This is a genomic window from Bacteroides gallinaceum (assembly GCF_030373775.1).
In the GTDB taxonomy this organism is placed as follows: Bacteria; Bacteroidota; Bacteroidia; order Bacteroidales; family Bacteroidaceae; genus Phocaeicola; species Phocaeicola excrementipullorum.
Genome location: NZ_JAUDEN010000027.1, coordinates 19,407 through 37,489, shown reverse-complemented (window position 1 = coordinate 37,489; position 18,083 = coordinate 19,407). Strand labels below are relative to the sequence as shown.

General features: G+C 55.3%; 19 protein-coding genes. All 19 read right to left on the bottom strand.

All coding sequences use genetic code 11. The annotated features are described in order from the left end of the window. Window positions 1-56: 56 nt before the first annotated feature. A complete protein-coding gene (locus QUW60_RS12710) occupies window positions 57-2,366 on the bottom strand; it encodes a type IV secretory system conjugative DNA transfer family protein (protein ID WP_087207515.1) in 2,310 nt (769 codons plus the stop codon). Between the two features lie 48 nt (window positions 2,367-2,414). Further along, the gene (locus QUW60_RS12705) at window positions 2,415-2,876 is read right to left on the bottom strand and encodes a hypothetical protein (RefSeq protein ID WP_087207512.1); all 462 of its coding nucleotides are present in this window, start codon (window positions 2,874-2,876) and stop codon (window positions 2,415-2,417) included. After that, window positions 2,873-3,763 carry a conjugative transposon protein TraN gene (gene traN / locus QUW60_RS12700; RefSeq protein ID WP_289560901.1) on the bottom strand — a complete coding sequence of 297 codons (891 nt, stop codon included), beginning with the start codon at window positions 3,761-3,763 and terminating at the stop codon, window positions 2,873-2,875. The genes QUW60_RS12705 and traN overlap by 4 nt, the downstream gene beginning before the upstream one ends. Window positions 3,764-3,793: 30 nt before the next feature. Then, window positions 3,794-5,008: a conjugative transposon protein TraM gene (locus QUW60_RS12695; RefSeq protein ID WP_289560899.1), complete on the bottom strand. Its 1,215-nt coding sequence runs from the start codon at window positions 5,006-5,008 to the stop codon at window positions 3,794-3,796. Then, window positions 5,001-5,495, bottom strand: a complete 495-nt coding sequence (locus QUW60_RS12690) for a hypothetical protein (protein ID WP_289560897.1) — start codon at window positions 5,493-5,495, stop codon at window positions 5,001-5,003. Before QUW60_RS12690 ends, QUW60_RS12695 begins: the two co-directional genes overlap by 8 nt. A gap of 13 nt (window positions 5,496-5,508) precedes the next feature. After that, on the bottom strand, window positions 5,509-6,105 hold the full coding sequence (traK, locus tag QUW60_RS12685; RefSeq protein WP_087330330.1) for a conjugative transposon protein TraK: 597 nt from the start codon (window positions 6,103-6,105) through the stop codon (window positions 5,509-5,511). Window positions 6,106-6,125: 20 nt separating this feature from the next. After that, the gene (locus tag QUW60_RS12680; RefSeq protein ID WP_289560895.1) at window positions 6,126-7,244 is read right to left on the bottom strand and encodes a TraJ family protein; all 1,119 of its coding nucleotides are present in this window, start codon (window positions 7,242-7,244) and stop codon (window positions 6,126-6,128) included. A 36-nt stretch (window positions 7,245-7,280) separates the two neighbouring features. Then, window positions 7,281-7,958 (bottom strand): DUF5045 domain-containing protein, encoded by a 678-nt coding sequence (locus QUW60_RS12675; protein WP_087207501.1) that lies wholly within the window; start codon window positions 7,956-7,958, stop codon window positions 7,281-7,283. After that, window positions 7,948-8,613 (bottom strand): hypothetical protein, encoded by a 666-nt coding sequence (locus QUW60_RS12670; protein ID WP_125105360.1) that lies wholly within the window; start codon window positions 8,611-8,613, stop codon window positions 7,948-7,950. The genes QUW60_RS12675 and QUW60_RS12670 overlap by 11 nt, the downstream gene beginning before the upstream one ends. A 74-nt stretch (window positions 8,614-8,687) precedes the next feature. Further along, a complete protein-coding gene (locus tag QUW60_RS12665) occupies window positions 8,688-9,428 on the bottom strand; it encodes a hypothetical protein (protein WP_087207498.1) in 741 nt (246 codons plus the stop codon). Further along, entirely contained in the window at window positions 9,416-12,256 is a 2,841-nt protein-coding gene (locus QUW60_RS12660; protein WP_289560890.1) for a TraG family conjugative transposon ATPase, read from the bottom strand. The genes QUW60_RS12665 and QUW60_RS12660 overlap by 13 nt, the downstream gene beginning before the upstream one ends. A 37-nt stretch (window positions 12,257-12,293) precedes the next feature. Then, complete coding sequence (locus QUW60_RS12655) at window positions 12,294-12,593, bottom strand: DUF4133 domain-containing protein (protein WP_087207494.1); 300 nt, start codon at window positions 12,591-12,593, stop codon at window positions 12,294-12,296. A 3-nt stretch (window positions 12,594-12,596) separates the two neighbouring features. After that, the gene (locus QUW60_RS12650) at window positions 12,597-12,953 is read right to left on the bottom strand and encodes a DUF4134 domain-containing protein (protein WP_087207590.1); all 357 of its coding nucleotides are present in this window, start codon (window positions 12,951-12,953) and stop codon (window positions 12,597-12,599) included. A gap of 68 nt (window positions 12,954-13,021) precedes the next feature. Beyond that, window positions 13,022-13,414, bottom strand: a complete 393-nt coding sequence (locus QUW60_RS12645; RefSeq protein WP_289560888.1) for a hypothetical protein — start codon at window positions 13,412-13,414, stop codon at window positions 13,022-13,024. A 2-nt stretch (window positions 13,415-13,416) separates the two neighbouring features. Then, window positions 13,417-14,004 (bottom strand): MarR family transcriptional regulator, encoded by a 588-nt coding sequence (locus tag QUW60_RS12640; RefSeq protein WP_177607989.1) that lies wholly within the window; start codon window positions 14,002-14,004, stop codon window positions 13,417-13,419. Further along, complete coding sequence (locus tag QUW60_RS12635; protein WP_087207491.1) at window positions 13,997-14,359, bottom strand: hypothetical protein; 363 nt, start codon at window positions 14,357-14,359, stop codon at window positions 13,997-13,999. Before QUW60_RS12635 ends, QUW60_RS12640 begins: the two co-directional genes overlap by 8 nt. Window positions 14,360-14,369: 10 nt before the next feature. Then, window positions 14,370-15,080 (bottom strand): ParA family protein, encoded by a 711-nt coding sequence (locus tag QUW60_RS12630; protein ID WP_087207586.1) that lies wholly within the window; start codon window positions 15,078-15,080, stop codon window positions 14,370-14,372. Between the two features lie 182 nt (window positions 15,081-15,262). Next, window positions 15,263-16,822 carry a relaxase/mobilization nuclease domain-containing protein gene (locus QUW60_RS12625; RefSeq protein WP_087207488.1) on the bottom strand — a complete coding sequence of 520 codons (1,560 nt, stop codon included), beginning with the start codon at window positions 16,820-16,822 and terminating at the stop codon, window positions 15,263-15,265. A gap of 39 nt (window positions 16,823-16,861) precedes the next feature. Further along, complete coding sequence (locus tag QUW60_RS12620; protein WP_087330311.1) at window positions 16,862-17,248, bottom strand: plasmid mobilization protein; 387 nt, start codon at window positions 17,246-17,248, stop codon at window positions 16,862-16,864. Window positions 17,249-18,083 lie beyond the last annotated feature (835 nt).

Here is an 18,083-nt window from a genome sequence, read left to right as displayed (position 1 = left end):
GACTCACGTAGCATATTGTTTTGCTTTCCAAAAATTACTGAAATGACACTGACTGTTTAACCCATCCCGAGTAATTCCTTGACCATGTCCTCGACCTCTTGGTTCACCCGTTTGAAGTTGCGGTTGAGCATTATCTCCTTTTCCCTGTCATTCTTGAACTCGTAGATTTTCGGAAGCGGCACGTAATGTTCCTCCTCCCGCTTTATCTTCTTCATGTCGAAATGCGTCTTGCAGAAATACTTGGTGGTCTTGAACTCCTCCGACTGTTCGATGTCGAACTTGTCCAGCATCCTCTCGTCCGTGGCGGTGAAGTCGCGCGCCGCCTGTCCTGCCAGCCATCCCGTGGCCATGTCCGCTATCTTGGCAGCCGGCACGAGGTAGTCCATCTTCTCGGATATGGTGGTGGAAACCTTCTGGTCGTTGATGGATATGGAGCGCGAGGTCTGCTTGGCCTTGCCGAACACGTCGTTCTGCGCCCATTCCAGCGTCTCCTTGTTGCGCGCCGCCCCCATGAAGATGTTGCCGCAGGTGGTGATGATTTTCTGCATCCCCACCTTTCCGTAGTCGGCCTCCAGTTGCGGAAGCTCTTGAAACCCTAATGTCACGGCCACCTTGTTGGAGCGCGCCGTGCCGATAAGGCGGTCTATCTTGTGGAAGTAGAGCGTGGGCAGCTCGTCCACGATGATGCTCACCGGGATGTTCCCCTTGGAGTTCACACGGGTTATCAGGCGGTTCAGCACCAATGCGTTGAGCGAGCCGATGACCTGCTCCTTCTCCGGGTCGTTGGCGATGACAAGGTAGCTGGGATGCTCCCTGTCGGAAATCTTCAGGTCGAAGTCGTCCCCGGTGAACACCCAATAGGCTTCAGGCGACACGAGTCTTGCCGCATTGACGCGCAACGTGCCCACCATGCCTTCCAGCTGGTCGTTGGCCTTGTTCTCGTAAGCACTCTTAAACGGCGCCATAAGCGAGGCTATCTTGTCATCCTGCATCAGGATATTGAACACCTGGTCGTATGGCCTGCCGAGAAACGAGAGGACATGCGGCATGTCGGAGTATTCCCCCGTGACGGTGTCCGGCTCCACCTCGTTGCCGTCCCTGTCCTCATACCAGCAGCGGTTGATGCGTACCAGCTTTCCCGTGCGGTCTTTATAGCTGTAACCGTTCAAATCCACGAACATCCTGTCCTCGTCCGTGGAGACATCGTTGCCCTTCTCGTCCACGAAGTCCAGCACTACATTGCCGTCCTTGTCTATGGCGTTGAAGTCGTCCCAATTCTTTATCACGATTTCCAGCTTCTTTCCCTCGTGTAGGATGAAGCGTCTGAGCTTCCTGCCGTCCTTGAAGCCCACGGGGTGGAAGTTCACGAAGAAGTAGATGATGGCCGCGAGGAAGTTCTCCGCCGAGTTGGTGAAGAACGCCTCCGAGCCGCCCTTTTTCTCTCCGCCTCCCTTGTTGAGCGAGGCCAGCAGGGTGGCCGCCGTCTCCGAGGCCGCCGCAAGGTCGGGGATGTACTTCCGCTGGATGGGGTTGATGCGGTCGGAATACTCCACGTCGGTAAAGTTGATGGTACGGAAGCCGCAGTTCACGGGCAACCTCCCGGCCTTCCTGTTCTTGCAGAACTGGTAGAAGAGCGTCTTGGCCAGCGTGGGGTACTTGAAGTCATATACCATCATGGCGAAGCCCTTGGCGGCGTGCTGCCGGATGAACGGGTCGATGACGCCGAACGACTTTCCCGAACCGGGCGTACCCAACACAATCGTCCCCCGGAACGGGTTGATGATGTTTATCCATCCCCTATGCATCCTCCGCTTCCAGTAGTATATCATGGGGATGTTCACCGAATAGTCGTTGGCGACCAACGTCTCCGACTGCTGGAACGACTCGTTCTCGAAGTTGAAGCGGTCTTCGCCCACCTTGTTGTTGTAATACTTGGCGATGCCGTCTAGCCCCTGGTGCACTAGCATGGTACCTACTACCGAACAGAGTGCGTACAGGATGCGGTTGGCCGGGAAGCCGAACCAGCTGACGCCGAAGTACATCCCATGGAACACGAAGCACAGCCCGACAAGGGTAAGCCCGGCCAGCACGGGATAGACCACCATCGTGCGCACGTTGAACTTCAACGCCTTCTTCGCCTTTGTCCCGATGCAGACGATGCAGATGCACACCAGCTCCACCACCTTGCAGCCCGACACCGAGTTGAACACCTTGAAGCGCGCCAGCAGGTCGAGAATGAACTGCGTGACGCGGTTGTCCGCCGTGACGGGCAGGTTCATCACAATCTCTATAATTAGGAAGATGTAAATGCAGCTGCGGAAGTAGTTGTACATCTGCTGTTGTTCCCGTGTTTCCTCAAACGCCATAAAACTGAAATTAAGAGTTAAGAATTAAGAGTTGGCTTCGTATAGAAATTAGAACGGTACTTTAATTCCCAAAAGCAATCCGTTACGGAACGTGTCCCCGTGCAAGAAATTCACGTTGTTCTTCTGTATCAGGGCGAACTCCCAGCCGTTCTGGAACACATAGCTGTATTCAAACCCTCCCTCCAATCCGATGAAGAACCGTTTTTGCACCGCGCCGAACTGCGGGCCGAAGCGGAAACGGAGCATCCCGTTCTTGTAGCGCACCAGCCGGTGCTTGTAGACGATGCCGCCGTCCCAATAGTAGCCTTTCCAGAAATCCTTTTCCTGCCAGTGGTTGCCGGCCTCTCCGTACAGTTCCACGGCATTCCCGTAAGACAGCGGATGCTCGTAACCTACGGTCGCGTTCAAGGTGGAGGGGAACAGGAAGCCGGCGTTTACCGCCAGCTTGCCCTGTGCGGACGCGCCAATGGCAACTACCGCACAGCATAAGATAATCAGGAGCTTCTTCATTGCTTGTCGGAATAAGAGATGTAATAATAAGGATAATAGGCGGCATCCTTCAGGATGTCGGCATCGAAGCCGTCCGCATGGAGGATGTCCTCGTATTCGAGGGTCAGCACGATGACCCGTCCGCTGATCTGGTTCTCGGATATTTCAATGCGCAACACCTTCTCGTCGGGGAAGGTCAGCTTGGGCAGCACCATCACGTTGCGGTAGTCCTTCCTGAACTTCCTCGTGGAGTTGAGCGTGAACACGGGCGACAGCTCAATGGTCTGCGAGTTGGTCGCCTTGGTTTCCTTCTTGTCCGTGAGCTTCACGCGGATTTCCTCGATGTCGTAGGGAATCTTCGTTTTGTTGCGCAGCGAAAAGTCGATGAAGAAGTAATCCCCGACGGCGTAGATGTTGTTGACCGTGGCCTTCATCCCGTGCGCCCTCGTCACGATCTGGTTGTACTTGCGCCTGCTGCCGTACACCGCCCACGCATAGCGTGCCATCTCGGACATGGGCATGGTGACTTCAGGGTTGATGTAGGACTGCGTGTGGGTGTACGGCACCTCGAAGATGGCGGCCGCCTGTCCCGGCACTTCGGTATAGAGGACATCGTACTGTGCGATGTGCCTTTCCCCGATGAGCGTAATGGTGCCCAGCAGCTCGTTCTCTGTGTAGCCGCCGGACCGTATGGAATCGCCCTCATCGTGGTACGGCTTGATGCGGACGATGTTGTCCGTGCATTGGTTGCCTGCAATCTTCGGGGTGGAGATGTCCACCAGCTTGATGGGTTCGGGCATGACGATGTGCGTGGTCACGTCCCGGTTGACATAAATTTTCTCGTTGGCCTTGGCGGTGGTAATCCCGACGGCACAGAGTAAAGTCAGTAAGATGGTTCTTGCTTTCATATAAGTGCGTATTTGGTTTTCAAATCATTTTCACCTTGCATCGTCCGAGTTGATGAGATAGACGATGGTGTTGTACTTGATTTTCGCCTTGTTCTTCCGGATGTTGGACGACAGGGCGGACGTGGCGGAGTTGTACATGTTCTGCAGGGCCTGCAATGCGATGGCCTCGCCGGATATGCCGGAGCCGTAGCCGCCGTCCGACTCGATGTTGATATCCTGCTGCACCACGTTGGAACCGGCGTCCTTCACGAAGTCCCGGAACGAGGATTCGGGCACGTAGAAACCTTCCATGCCGTCGTTGTCGAATACGGACAGCTTGACCTTGATGAACTTGTCCCCGGCAAGGATGCTGGTGATGGTCGCCTTCACGCGCTGGCTGGAGAATCCCGTCACCGTGCCGTAGAGGTAAGTGCCTTTCTTCAATTTTGTGCCGCTGACCGTCACGTCGTCGAGCAGCTTGAAGCGCAGGCGCGTGCCTTCCCTGGCCTTGGTTGTCTGGTCAATCATGGCGCGTATCAGCCTGGCTTCCGCCGCACCGTCGGGAGCGGCCACCGTATGGAACTTGTCCGCATTGGTGTCGGCAGACTTGATGACAAGGTTCGGGCGGTTTCGTTCCGCCTCTTCCTTGCGGATTCTCGCCAGCGAGTCGGCACGCTGCCTTTTGGCCGCCTCTTCCGCTTCCGGGTCGCCGAACCCAAGGCCGCGCCCGATGGCCTTCTGCCTCTCGTAGCTGCGGCGTTGGATTTCCTCCAGGTCACGGGCGAAGTCGTCCTGCGAAGTGTAGCCCATGCCACTGCTTCCATCAGACATACGGTCTGAAGGTGTATTATTACCGTAGGCGTATGAATTGATGTGCCGCCTGGACTCCGCCAGCGAGCGTTCCAGTTCCTCCATTTCCTGCTGCTGCCGGATTCGCTCCGCTTCCGCTGCGTCCAGCTCGTCCAGTTCCTCCTCGCTGTAGCCGTGTCCCGGCTCCTCTTTCTCCTCCTTTTCCTCGCCAATGCCTCCCACGGCGGTAAAGGCGTCCTCGTCGCCGAAGCGGCGCGACATCTCGTACATCTTGTCCCCGGCTTCCTCGGCGTGTGCTTCGGGCAGTTCCGTGTTGATGCGGTCGGTGGCCACGGCCTGTTCCGGCTCTCCGCCGCCCCCAAAAGTCTGCATCACGAAATACACCAGGGCGCACAGCGGTATGAAGATGACCGCCGGGAAGATGTACTTGGGTTGTTTGAAATTGACTTTAATCATGTTCTCCGTTGTTATTGATGAATTTTACAATGTTCTCCAGCCGCTTGTACTGCCTGACAATCCGCAGGGAGTCACCGTGCGTTTTCCGAGGCATGGCTATCAGGGAGTCAAGTTCCCGTCGGATGGCCCGTCCGCTGTCCGCCAGCTCCAGCATGGTGGCACGGTGCAGGCCTTTGTTCGACTGTATGGTGCGGAAGCCTTGGAACAAGGGTTCCATATTGGCAATGACGCCGATGCCGTGTGCGTTGTCCGTCCCGTCCGGCTTGCTATTGTTCATGACAAGGGAGCATACCAGTAAGAGCGACAATGTTCCCGTAACACAGGCAAAAGTCCTTTTCGGATGCTTCCGTGCCCAAATGTTCGCCAGACGGATGCGACCGGCCAACCGGAGTCTTTCCCCGGCCTTTCCCAGTTTGGGTTGCAGCCATGCGCGGATTTGCAGGTGCGTCCTTAGCCTGCTTTCCCGAAGTTTCTTTCTGATTCTCATATCCAAATTGCATTTAGTAGTCCAAATCCTTGTTTTCGAGCGTCCTCCAGTTGGTAATCAGCAATCCGTGGGGATTGTTTCGCGTCCTCGGCACGGACTCGACATATCCGGTCGTGACCAAAGAACGCTTCAGGTCACGGGTGCGCCGCTTGATGAGCTGCGTGCCGTAGTAGGTGAACTTCCGTTCCTGTTCGTCGAAGTCGATGGAGTCGCACATGACGGTGCAGACCGCCGACGAGGAGATGATGTCGGAGTAAAAGCCGTTCTCGTCCATCGCCTGCTTCTGTTTCAACGCCGTGCCGTCCGCCATGTACATGGCCTTGCCGAGTGTCCACTTGATGTAGTCGTTGTCGGGCGGCAGGTTGAAGAAATACTGATGGAAGAGCTGGATGTGCGCCTGGGCCTCCATCGTGAAATTGGCCTCCAGCTGCGCGCGCTCGGCGAGGAACGGGATGTCGCCGTCCAATATGTATATCTGCTCCCTTTCCTTGTTTACGAGGGAGATGCAGCACCATACGGTGAAGCCGCAGATGACGGCGCATCCGCCTATGGTGGCCAGCACCGTCACCATGGCGAGCCTTGTTTTCTGTGCCAGTGATTCTATGAGCATATTTCTTTATTTTTATGATTTTATCTTCCAGATTTGGGCTTGACCATGGAAACCGCTCCACCGGCCACCGAACCGGCCGCGCCTCCAGCCATGGAAGCGATGCCCGTAGCCGTGGAGCCTGCCGCCGTGGCCGCGCCCGAACTTACGCCGCCGGGGATGAGCCACGAGGCCACTTCCGGAACGAAACGTATGATGTACGCGCCGACCAGCATCCCCATGGCGTACATGCAGTTGGAGCCGATGCCCTGCAGCCCCAATGCGCCGATCTGCGACCATGAGTTGACCGAACCGTGCAGCAGGTGGTCGTAGGCCACGAGGTCTTGCTGGAGGTTGTAAAGCAGGATGAAGTCAACGTAGTAGAGGCACATGTAGGTCACGAAGCCCCACAGCGAGAGGGAAAGGAACTTGGACATCCACTGGCTCCACGCCGAGTTCCACGGCGGGGCGAGGGAAAGGGCGAACATGATGGGGCAGAATATCATCATGATGGCCATGAAGATGCGCTGAGCCACGAGGATGCCGTAGTAGGACATCTGAAAAATCAGCTCTCCCACGAAGCGGATGACATCGTTTATCCATTCGCTGACCTTGGTCTCCGTGGCCACCACCGCCCGTTGGGCGTAGTTGTTGATGGTGTTGCCAAGGTTCTCCACGTTGTAGATGAGCTTGTCCCACCATGCGGCGTCTTGTCCGATGGCGGCCACCTGCTGCGCGGTTGCGATGGAATCCTGTACGGTGCGCAACCGGTCAAGGTATTCGCTTTGTTTTTGAGCCACCTTCAGCTCGAAGGCGGCCACCTCCTTGTTCTTGGCCTGCGCCATCGCCTTGCTCGCGCTTTCAAGTCCCTTGCCGGGCACCTGCAGGGCGTCACATATCCACGAGGAGGAAGAGATGCAGATGGAGATGCCGACGATGCGGAGGAGCTTCATTACGTCCATGCCGCGCCGTCCGAGCATCATCATCCAGCACTCGTAGGAACCCACGCAGAGGGCGAGCAGCAGCCCGATGATACGGGCCAGTCCCACCGCGTCGCCCAGCACGGCCACGTTGGGGAACGTCTCCATGGCGCCAAGGAGCTTGTCCAGGCTCTCGTCGATGGCCGGAAGGCCTATGGTCAATAAAACAGCAGACAGTTGCATAATCGTATTCTTATCTTCATGTAATACATTTTAATTCTAATAATGTGTGGCGGCCACGGCGCAGAGGTTGGCGGTCTGTTTCACGAGTGCCTCCATCTTTCCTTTGGCTTCTTCGTAGGCTTGCTGCCGCTTGGCGTTCTCCAGTCCGTAGCCCACGCCTGTCTTGCGGATATAGGCAATACCTGCGCAAAGGATTTCATTCTGCCTGCCCAGTTCGTCCACCTGCGGCTTCAACTTTCCGCCGCTTTTCGTCATGCAATAGAGCAGGCCGTCGGTGATGCAGTCCTGCATCCGGTTGAACTCGTCCTTGTAGGCCGGATAGACCAGGTCAACGGCGCGGTCGGCCTCCCGGACAAGCTCCTCCTTGTACAGCTCTTCCACATATTTGCGTTCTTCCTCCACCTTCTCCAGTTTCTGCCGCTGGGTCTCCTCGGATATGACCCGTGTGGGCATGATGCGTTTGATGTTCGACTTGGATTCCTTGAAGCGGACACGGAAGCCGGACTTGAAGCCCGCCCATTTCCAATACATTTCCGCGCCGGAGTAACCCTTGTGCAGGAAATAATAGTACCAGTCGGGCGCGAAGTCCCACGGCCCGTTCTCCATGGACTGCCACTGTTTCTTCTTCTCGTTGTCACGGACGGGCACTTGTGCTTCCGCCACAACCGGGGCGAAGACTACACACAGCAATAATATGGCCTCTTTAACTTTCATATCCTTTGTTCCATTTGTCTATTATCGTTTTCGCTATCTCGTCCTTGACCTCGGAGTTCAGTATCTCCCAGATGTAATCCGGCTTCCATCCGCAGTCGGTAATGAGGTAGCAGTACAGGTTCGCGTTGTCGATGATGTACCTCGCCCTGTCGATGGTGGTTTTCAGCGTCATCACCAGGTTCAGCTTCTCGTCCATGGAAGCCTTCATCAGGTTGATGCCGGAAGCGGCCACCGACGCATAAAGCTTGTAGCAGTGCTTCACTTCCCTCGATATGGCCAGGTTGGCGTCGGCATAGTACCACGCCACGAAGGGCTTCTTGCTGACATGGCCGAACGTGTTGGAGGTGAAGTCCTTGTATTCCTTCACCAACCGGTACAGCGCGTTGGCCGTGGAAGAGATGGCGCCTGCCAGCACTAAGTAGGAATGGGCGTTGTCCAGCTTGGTGTTCAGGGTGGTGCGCACGTCGTTGAACTTGCCGGCCCCCTTGGTGAGGAGCGACTGCTCGCCGAAGCTGGCGGCCACACGCTGCATGGCCTTGTCCTCGTCCTTCTTGACGGCCTTGTGCAGGGCTATCAGGGCCTCGATGGTAGGGAGGTCTTTGGGGATGACTCCGGCCGATACCCTGACGGGAAGCGACAGGACGGCGATTGCCATAAAGGCGGCAACAAAAAACGCCCTGTAATTTCCTATACCTTTTATATTATAGTCCATGGCTCTTGTTGTCTGGTTCAGTAATTGGAAGCTACAAGCCCGTTCCATGACTGGACAAGGCTACCGACACGGTTCTTCATGGTCACCACGTTTGCCCAGCCCTCCGGGTCGATGGCAAAGAAGAGGTCGTCCGCTGTGGCATACTGTGCCATGAGCATCATTCCCTCCACCTTGTAGCGTATCTTCGTAAGGTTAGTATATATGCGATTGGCCAGGGTCAGCCGCTCGTAGCGGTCGAGCAGGTTGTACCCGTCGCTTTTCCTCTCCGCCGTGGCTTCCCCTTTGAGCGGGTTCTGCACCCTGGCGTTGTTCACGATGTTCACGAAGTCGCCCACCAGTTGTTGGGTCTCGGCTACGAGGTTGCCGAGTTCATTGAGGCAAAGCAGCTTGTTCGTAAACTTCGCCCTGCCCACCGTTTCAATAAGTTCCGGCACGTCTTTGAGGATATCGAAGGCGCAACTTCCGATTTCCTTGTAGTAAAGACTCTCCGTACCGAAACCGGAGATGTTTTCCATCGAGAGCTTGTACAGCTCCTTGATGGTGGCCATGCTCACGGTGTAGAGTTCCACCTTCTGCTTCTTGGAGGCGATGGAGTCCAGCCGTTGGTTGTGCTGCCCCTCGATGAGCTTCTGCGAGGCCAGGTTGGCGCCCACCGTTGCGATGCAGTTACGGTCTATGACGATGCGCCATCCGGCAAACGTGGGGGCGGACGCGGCAAACAGGAATGTTCCTAACAATATGTTTTTCAGCTTTCCCATAATGACATTACTTTTTGATGTTGATTGACTTGTCTGGCGAACTCCAGGTACTTGGGGCTGCCCGCTTTTTTACGGTCGGCCTCGATGCGCGTGATGGCCTCCTGCACCGTGCCGTAGTGCCGCAGGTATGTTTTCAACGCCTCTTTTTCCGTCCGCTCGGTGGTGTAGGCCCAGTAACATTCGGGGGCTTCCTCCACGCCGTAGACGTCGGAATGCTGTCCCCGGCATATCCACACCTCCTTGAAGTAGCTGCGCCCCTCGTGGTTGTCAAGCGCGTTGATGGTGAATATCTGCTGACGCTGAACGGGGGTCAGCCCCAGTATGGCGGCTATCTGTTCGTACCTGTCCTTGAACTTGGACTGGTCAAGCAGTATCTTCACATCGGAATTATTAATGATGGCCTCCTTCACGATGGGCGAGTCTATCACGTCGTTCAGCTCCTGCGTGACCACCCCGGCGATGCCGTGGAACTTGCGGACGGTCTTGTACAGGTACTTGATGTACTCCGCCATCGTGGGCGAGGCGATGGCCTTCCACGCCTCTTCGATTATCAGGGCCTTGCGCCCTTTCTTGATGCGCATTTTCTGGAGGAACACGTCCATGATGATGAGCACCACGATGGGGAAAAGTACAGGGTCATCTTTTATCTTGTCGATTTCGAATACGATGAAACACTCGTTGAAGAGGTCAACATCCAGGTCGGCGTTCAGCGTCGTCTCCAGCTCGCCGCCCCGGTAGAACTGCTTGAGGATGGCTGCGAAGTTGTGTATGTCGAATGTTATTTTCTCCAGGGAAGTGATTTGCGGGATGCGCTCCACGGCGAACTCGTAGTAGGAGTTGAAGGAAAGTTCCCTGACCTTCAACCGCCGTTTCTGCTCCTCCATGCGGTCTATCTGCCTGTCAATCTTGACAAGCATGGTGTTCTCGTAAAGCTCCCTGCGGTATTTCTCCACGATATGTGCGGCATGTTCCCTTTCAGACTCCGAGGCGGCCTTGTCGCGCATGAGGGCCATGAGCGAACGGCACTGGCGGACGAGCTTCATGCGCCTGACTTCCGAGGGGAGCAGCAGGGCGCGGCTTTCCGGCACCTCCGGCGAATCCTTGGCGTTTATCAGGCGGTCAATATCTTCCATCTCATGGTTGTACTTCTCGTAATCGTCATCCATCTTGGCGTCTACAAGTAGCTTCTGCCGCAACTCCGCACGCTGCTTCTCCGTGAATTTCTCGAAAGGATGGAAATAGGCATCGTAATACTCCACGAGGGTTTGGTTGACTATCATGTCCTCTATCTTGCTCGGAAATGCGCTGCCCTTGAATATGAGAAACACCAGCGATTTGAGGAAGTTCTTCTTCTCGCCGAAGTTCAGCCTGTATTCCTCCGCCGTGACCTTGAAGGGGTTCATGGAGATAGGTTTCTCCTTGGAATAGGAGATGTACGTGCCGCCGTAGTAGCCACAGATGCCCTCGTAGGAGTCGCCCGTGTCCACCATGACCACATCCGTTTGCTGTTCCAGTAACTGGCGGACGACCGAGTTCATATGAAACGACTTGCCGCTTCCCGAAGGCCCGATGCAGAAGAAATTGGCGTTGTCGGTCATCTTCACCTTGCCCTCCTTGCCGGTGATGTCGATGCAGACGGGTAGTCCCTGCCGGTCGGTGTAATATGTGGTCAGGGGCGTGTCCTCCGATTCCTTCAGGTGCTCCTTGAAGAAGAAGCACAGGGCGGCGTCCGACAGGGTGAGAAACAGGTCGTAGTCGGGATTGAAAGCGTAGGCGTTGCCGGGGAAGCTGTCGGTGAACAGCTCCAGCTGGTTGTAGGCCGTGCGAGAGGGCATGATGCCGCATCCGTACAGCTTGGTCTCCAGGTAGGAAGTGACCGGGGTGACCTTGTCCGCCGGGCAGCTCACCAGGATGTTGAAGTTGGCGTAGACCAGCAGGGAGCTGTCCACGGCAAGCCGCTCCAGCACTTTCTCAATGTCGGCCTTGGCTATACGGTTACTCGGGTCGGGCATGGAGCCGTGCCGTTTGGCCTTGGCCTGCAATTTGCGGAGAAGCTTCCGTTGGCCGGGTATCTGCACCACCTGGTTGTACACCACGCAGTCCGCATGTGGAACGCTTGTCAGGAACGAGAAAAGGTCGGTGGCGATGGGATATCCGTTGACGGAAGCCTGCGTGTACGGCTTGATGCGTGACGGCAGGTTTATCTCGTCGATATCCACAAGCGGATAGGAGCGCACCACGCGGCCGCCCACCTTCAAGTATTCGTCCGAAGCCTTGAAGTTGGTCATGGAGAACGGGCCGTGGCGGAAGCGGAAGGCCATGAAGCGGTGGCAATACTCGTCCACCTCCTCCTTTGCCAGCCGCCTGTGGCGGATGTGCTTTTCGTTCAGGATGTCCTCCGCCTTGCTTACCTTGGCATGGAACTCCGTCCACTTCTTCGGGTCGTACTGCACGAACTGGCCGCGCTGCGCCTCCTGCGTGATGACAAGGTACGTGCGTATCTCGGTGAACTCCCTTCCCTCGAAGTAGCGGAAGTAGCTCCGCGTCAGGAACTCCGCATCCTCCGGCACATCGTGGTGATAGGACTGTTTGCAGAAGATGTCCTGCTTCTGCAAGGCGTAGCCTTCGCCGAGCGTCTGCACGAGGTTGGAGAGCACGTCCTGGAAGCGCAGGTACTGCTCCGAGTCCGTGCATAGCTGCTGCACGGGATTGGCCATTTCGAATATGACCGAAGGATCGCCCCTGGCGGAAAAGAGGACGGCATGGCCGTCCGTCTCTTCCAGCTGGGAGTAAAGCCCCTCGAATGCCCGTTTCCTGTTCTGTGCCATTGGTTGCTTTCTGTTTGTTGGTTTTTCAATTCGTTTTTCAATCCGTCTTCCGGATGTTCTTATAGACGTAGATGCCCTTCGCCCGTTTCTTGTTGTGCAGTCCGCTGCGTTGCTTGACGAAGATGGTGGCCAGCCCTGCGGCGGCCATCACCAGCATGGCGATGAACCCGGCAAGTTTTCCAAGGGCGATGGAGAAGACGATGAATCCCACGAAGGACACGCCTATGGCCACCGCCGCCAGTGTGAGGAAGCGGCCGCGGATGCCCATGAACTCTAAAGGCTTCTGGAGTCCCTTGAACACGGGAAAACCGTCTTGATTACTCTTATTCTCTTCCATGATTTACGTGAAGAAGAGTGGCAAAGCCTCTGACAATGCGATGAACGCGATACAACCGCCGATGGTCAGCATGATGGTCTTCTTGACGTCCTGGTCGCCGTTCTGCATCTTGAAATAGACATTGAACGCGCCTACCAGCACGATGACCGCCGCGATAGCCTTCATGAGGTTGGAGACGGGAGTCTGGTAGGAGCTTACTTCCTGCGTGGCCTTGGTGAAGCCTGCCGCTCCCTTGCTTCCGGCCATTGCATCGCCGGCGGCGAGGGTGAGCGCCACGAGGGCGAGCGTGCCCTTCCGGGCGAACGCTGACTGTTTGAAACGGACGAATGCACGTAGGCATTTTCTTTTTAGTGTCTGCATTTCTTTAATCATTAAATAGTTGTTTCATCGCCAAAGGAACAGGAGTCGCTAAAGGAACGTGTATTTGCTCACCTTGCGTTCTCGCAGGTGTATATGACAAGGCCGAGGTCGCTTGTGCCGGTTTCCGCCAGCCTGTCGATTTCATGGATGAGGTCGTCCACAAGGATGCCGTCGGTCATGATGGCCTCACGGTAGCCGGGGCGGCGGAAGTCTTTTCCTTGTCGAGGGTCTGGTTCGGATTGCCCGTGGTTAATCGCTTCTTCTTTCTTCTCCTCGTCCCTGCTGACTCTGGTCGGACGGAAGCTCCTTGCCTCGTCCGATATGTCTATCTCTTCTTCCGTATGGTTCTCCTTTTCCGCGTTCCGGGCCGCCTGCGCTTTCCTGATGTCCGTGAAGATGAGGAAGGCGTAATAGCAGGCCATTGCCACGAAAAGGATAAAAACGATTTGTCCGTACTGCATGGCTATATGGCATTGGATAATGGTGTATTGTCTTCGGGAAAAGGCAGAAAGGATAGTCCAAGTCTAGTGGCCTTGGCTTCCAGCCGGGCTTTCCGGCATGTGGCTTCGGTGAAGTACAGTATGTTCCTGTGTACGCCGGTGATGTATCCGTTGGCTTTCAGCCTGGAGCGTATCCTGACCTTGGCGCGGTGTGAGATAACCTTGAGGCGTGTGAGGGGGTCAAGACCGAATACAGCCCTGCGCCGTTCGCGGCGTACCAGCTCATTGCGGACACGGGACGACATCGCGTAACCCTTTGCCTTGCTCCGGCTCAGCCCCAGCTTGCGTGCCATGCGGCTGACTGTGGTGCGGCTGACGCCCAGGTCGCCGGCCATCTCGGCGTAGGAACGGTTGTCGAAGTGGCGGCTGATATGTCCGGCACGTTCCAGCCACCGGCTCTTGGCCAGCTTCTCCAGTCCGAGTTCGCGGGCTTTTTCCTTCACGGCCGTCACGCCTATCTGGAGCATATAGGCAGTATGTGCGGTGGTCTCCACGGGATAAAGCTCGGCAAGCCGGGAGAGCATGGTTTCTGTCCAGTCGATTCTACGCATGGGATTCGGGGTTATAGTTGTTGAACAATGATTTCTTCTCGCGGCGGTATTGCGCCAGTAGGGAAAGGTGGTTCTCGAAGAACGAGCGGATGATGGCGTTCACGAGGTCGGAACGGCAGCGGCCACGGATGTCGCAGTCGTCAAGCGAGTCGGCCAGGTCGCGGTCGAGTTTGCATACCAGACGGTCTGCCTTGCCGTTCCCGTCCGTCGGCGCTTCAAGGTAGGCCATGAAGTCCTGCCAGCACTTGTCACCGGGATGTGCGGTGCCTTGCTCCGCTTGTCCTTCTCCCTTGAATGCAGGTTCGTCGTCATTGATGCCTCTGGTGAGGTCGTCTATTTGTAATTCCTTGTTCATTACGCTATGGTCATTGATGGTTTATGTCTTTGGGGGTGCCGTCAACGAAAATTCCGGCGTATATTTTGTCGAACACCGGACTGACGATGCCGGCCTGCATATCCAGTTCCGCCACCGTGCTGAAACGTTCCATGTCGGCCCGCTTGGGAATCTTGTCCGTCACCAGCCCGTAGTTGGCGAAGGTCTTCCCCGTGTTCTCCCACAGTTCCAGCTCGGAGCGTTTGCCCACCCGTCCGTCATGGAGGTTGGGGACGATGAAGAGCCGGGCTTTCATCCGTCCGCCCACGGCCTTGCGCAGACGGTCGATGAACAGGAGGAAGCTCGCGGTGGAGGGGACGGTCACCAGGTCGTAATGGAACGGTACGACGATGATATCCGAGTTGACGAACATGGGTATCAGCCCCTCCGCCTTCAGGCTGCCGGGCGAGTCCATGAGCACCACGTCTATGCTGGGGTCGTTGTGCAGCTTCTCCATGAGCGCGGTCATGGCCTGCTTGTCGTTGGCCTCGTAGGCCAGCACGTCGTAGGGTACGGCTTCCTCGCCGTATTTCTTGATGTCGGCCTTGCGGCACTTCATGATGGAGTGCTGGAAATCGCAGTCGACGACCACGGCACGCACGCCCTTCGTCACAAGGTAGTTGGCGAAGGTGACGCAGAGGGTCGTCTTGCCGACTCCCCCTTTCTGGTTGGCGAATGTCACGATGACGGGTGTCTGTATCATTTTGTCCACGGTCGTTTGGTTCGGTGCAAAAGTATGCACCGGATAGGACGGTAACGAAATGCACAACACTTTTGTGCTTCAGGTCAGCCTGACCGAAGTATTTTATGCAGCGGATTAAAAGGTATGACGGCTTATGCGGCCAGACAGGTGACAAAAGGGAGTCTCCGTTTTTTCCTCATGGTCTACCGTTTAAGGTTGCGTCCGTCGTCAATGTCATCGTAGCCTCCCTTGCCGCCGACTTCCCACTCACGCTTTTCGGCATGGCTTCCGGCACCGGAATCCTTCAGTCCGTGTATGTGTATCTTCTTTCCGCCGTTTCCGGTGGAATGTGTCTGCTTGGCCTGTTGCTTCCGTGGCCGGGGTTTCAGCCGTTCCGTGTCAAGCCCTTCCGCCGCAAGGTCTATCACGATGTGTCTTTTAAAGTTGACGGCATATGCCGCGCCCGCTTCCTCGCGGATGATGAAGCCTTCCTCATGAAGGGCACTTTTCACGGAAAAGACGTTCTCGTCATTGAAGATTTCATGCAGGCGGCTGACGGCATCCGTATGGGACTGCGGCCTTTCGCCTGACAGGTCCACCAGATCAGGACGGTTCACCTTGAAGATTTTGCAGAGCAGATCGCGTTCAGCTTCTGTGGCCGGGTGGAACATCTCGATGAAACGGATGCGGTTGTTCCGGTCGATGGCTTCCGCCATGAACGGCTTTAACGGGCGTGTCTGTCCGTCAAAGTGGATGACGCCTTTCTTGATATAGGCACGCTGCTTCCTCAGCTTCTGGAAAATCTCGCCCTGCGTGATTTTCGGGTTGAGGGTGAGCAGCCGGTCTATGTAGTCCTCTATGCGTGCGAAGCGTTGTTCCGGGGTGGCGAAGTCCAGAAGCTGTTCCGTGGCCAGCACCCTTGCCCCGTTGATGACGGTACGGTGGGCGTGGTCGACAATCATGTAGCCGTAGGGCGCATCCTTCCTGCCGAAGAACACGAGGTCGATGCCGAACTTCTCCTTCAGCTCTTTCTGCAGCTCTTCCTTGCCGCCGCTCACGTCCCGGTATTTTTTGAGGATGCTCCGCAGCTGGCGGCAACGGGCGCGTTCCCTATAGCCGCTTTTGAAAAGCTGTTCGACTTCGGCCAACGGAATTTGCCGCTGCACCTTGCCGCCATGCTTGATAAATACGTTTTCATCTTTCTTATATACCTCATATCCCATAGAAACCATGATTGCCTTGAACTGGGCGAAAGAGGAGAAGGTATATTGCCTGGCCGCGTCCATGTCGTCGGCAATCTTCTTTTGCCTGTCCGTGCCGAGAATCCTGTCTATGACTTCCTGGGAACGCCTGCGCTCGTGACTATAGGCTATCTTCCTGCCGTCGGGGGCGACACGCGAGGTGATGATGTGCAGGTGGGTGTTGTCGGTGTCATGGTGGGCGTAGATGAGCCAAGGTTGTCCGGGTTCGGCATATCCCATTTCCTTGAGGTATCGGTGCGCGAAATCCAGCAGTTCGGATTCCGTCATCTCACGGCCTTTGCAGCTGACGGCCACATGGAACTGCGGTTTCCGGATGCGGCTGTTGGTGGAACTGTATTTTTTGAGATAGCCGGTAAGCTCCTCCGTGGTGGGTCTGCCTGCCAGACCGATTGTCCCGAAGTTCCGCATCTCGATGAGCCGGGCAAGCCCTTTCGATACCTTGTGTTCGTTGTAACCAACGGCATGGAAGTCCGCGCTTCCGGGTAATATGGTCGCTATCATCTTGGGGTGGTGTTATCTGGATTGGTGATATGTCTGGTTCTAAGGCTTGTTTATTCTTGATGTGAGGATGTCAAGTTGTCTTTTTATCCCGTTGACGGTTTCCTGTGTGTCCCGGATGAGCGGCAACAGAACTTCCCGGATATAGCTTGGGGGCAGCAACCCTGCAACCGCCAGCTCGTTGGCGCGCTTTACTGCCTGGTTGAGGTTTCCGCCTATATGGGACAGTTCGCCCTGGTATCTTCGGTAAAACGAACCGAGTTCCTGCATGAGTTCAAGCTGCTGCCTGACGCTTACGTTTGAATACTCTTCGAGTGCCTTACGCACGTAGTGGCTTACGGTCTTGTATTCAGCCGATTTCTCCTTGAACTCCCGGACTTCTTCCGGGGTCATCCTTACCTTGATGTACTTGTTCCTATGTTCCTTCATGTTCCGGTTTGTTTGCAACCGGGATTGTCTTACCTTATTTCGCAGGGCGAAACAGCGGCGGTGCCGCTCCGGTGCATGGCATCCGGCAAGTCACTTTTTGGGAGAACAAACGGAGTTTTGTGGCCACAAAAGTACAACTTGCTTGGAAAATCCTGCAACGCAGGGCAATGTCATCCCGGGTTCTTTCTTGCGCCAAAATTACCGTGAAAAGGGGCTTCCGTACAAAATGCACAACACTATTCTTCAAGGAACATATCATTTTGACCGGGATATCGAGAGCATCCGATTGCCGGGTGTATCGAATAGGATTTTCCTCGGTCTGTGAGTATCGGGTCATCCAGTTATCTTGTAATCCAAGGTGCGAAATGGGGCTTACTTTGGTTTCAAGTGTCCGGTTATATTAGTTCATCTATTCGTGAATTATTAGAATCATTATCCGTTTGTTCGATAACAAGAGGGAAAAGGAAGCACAGGCATCAGATTTTTCAGATTGGTAATGAGCTTGGATATTTCAACATGATGCAATAATGTAGTAATGTAATGGCCGACCAAGGCTAAGACGACCTTGACATTACTTTATAGTCACTCATCAGACCTGAGAAAACTAGTTTTTTGCACCTGATGATTTCGGATTTTGGAAATACAGACACTTGTCACCAGTATATTCCAAACGATATGTATAAAGCTATCTTGATATGGAAGCACAATGGGCAATCGTTTGTCAATCAATGATTTTGTCAGGATAAAGTTGCCGGAATATTTTCATATCTCGCTGATTTTTAGTATATTTATGGTGGAAAATAGCCTCGTATGGCTTATGGTTTCACTTAAATTT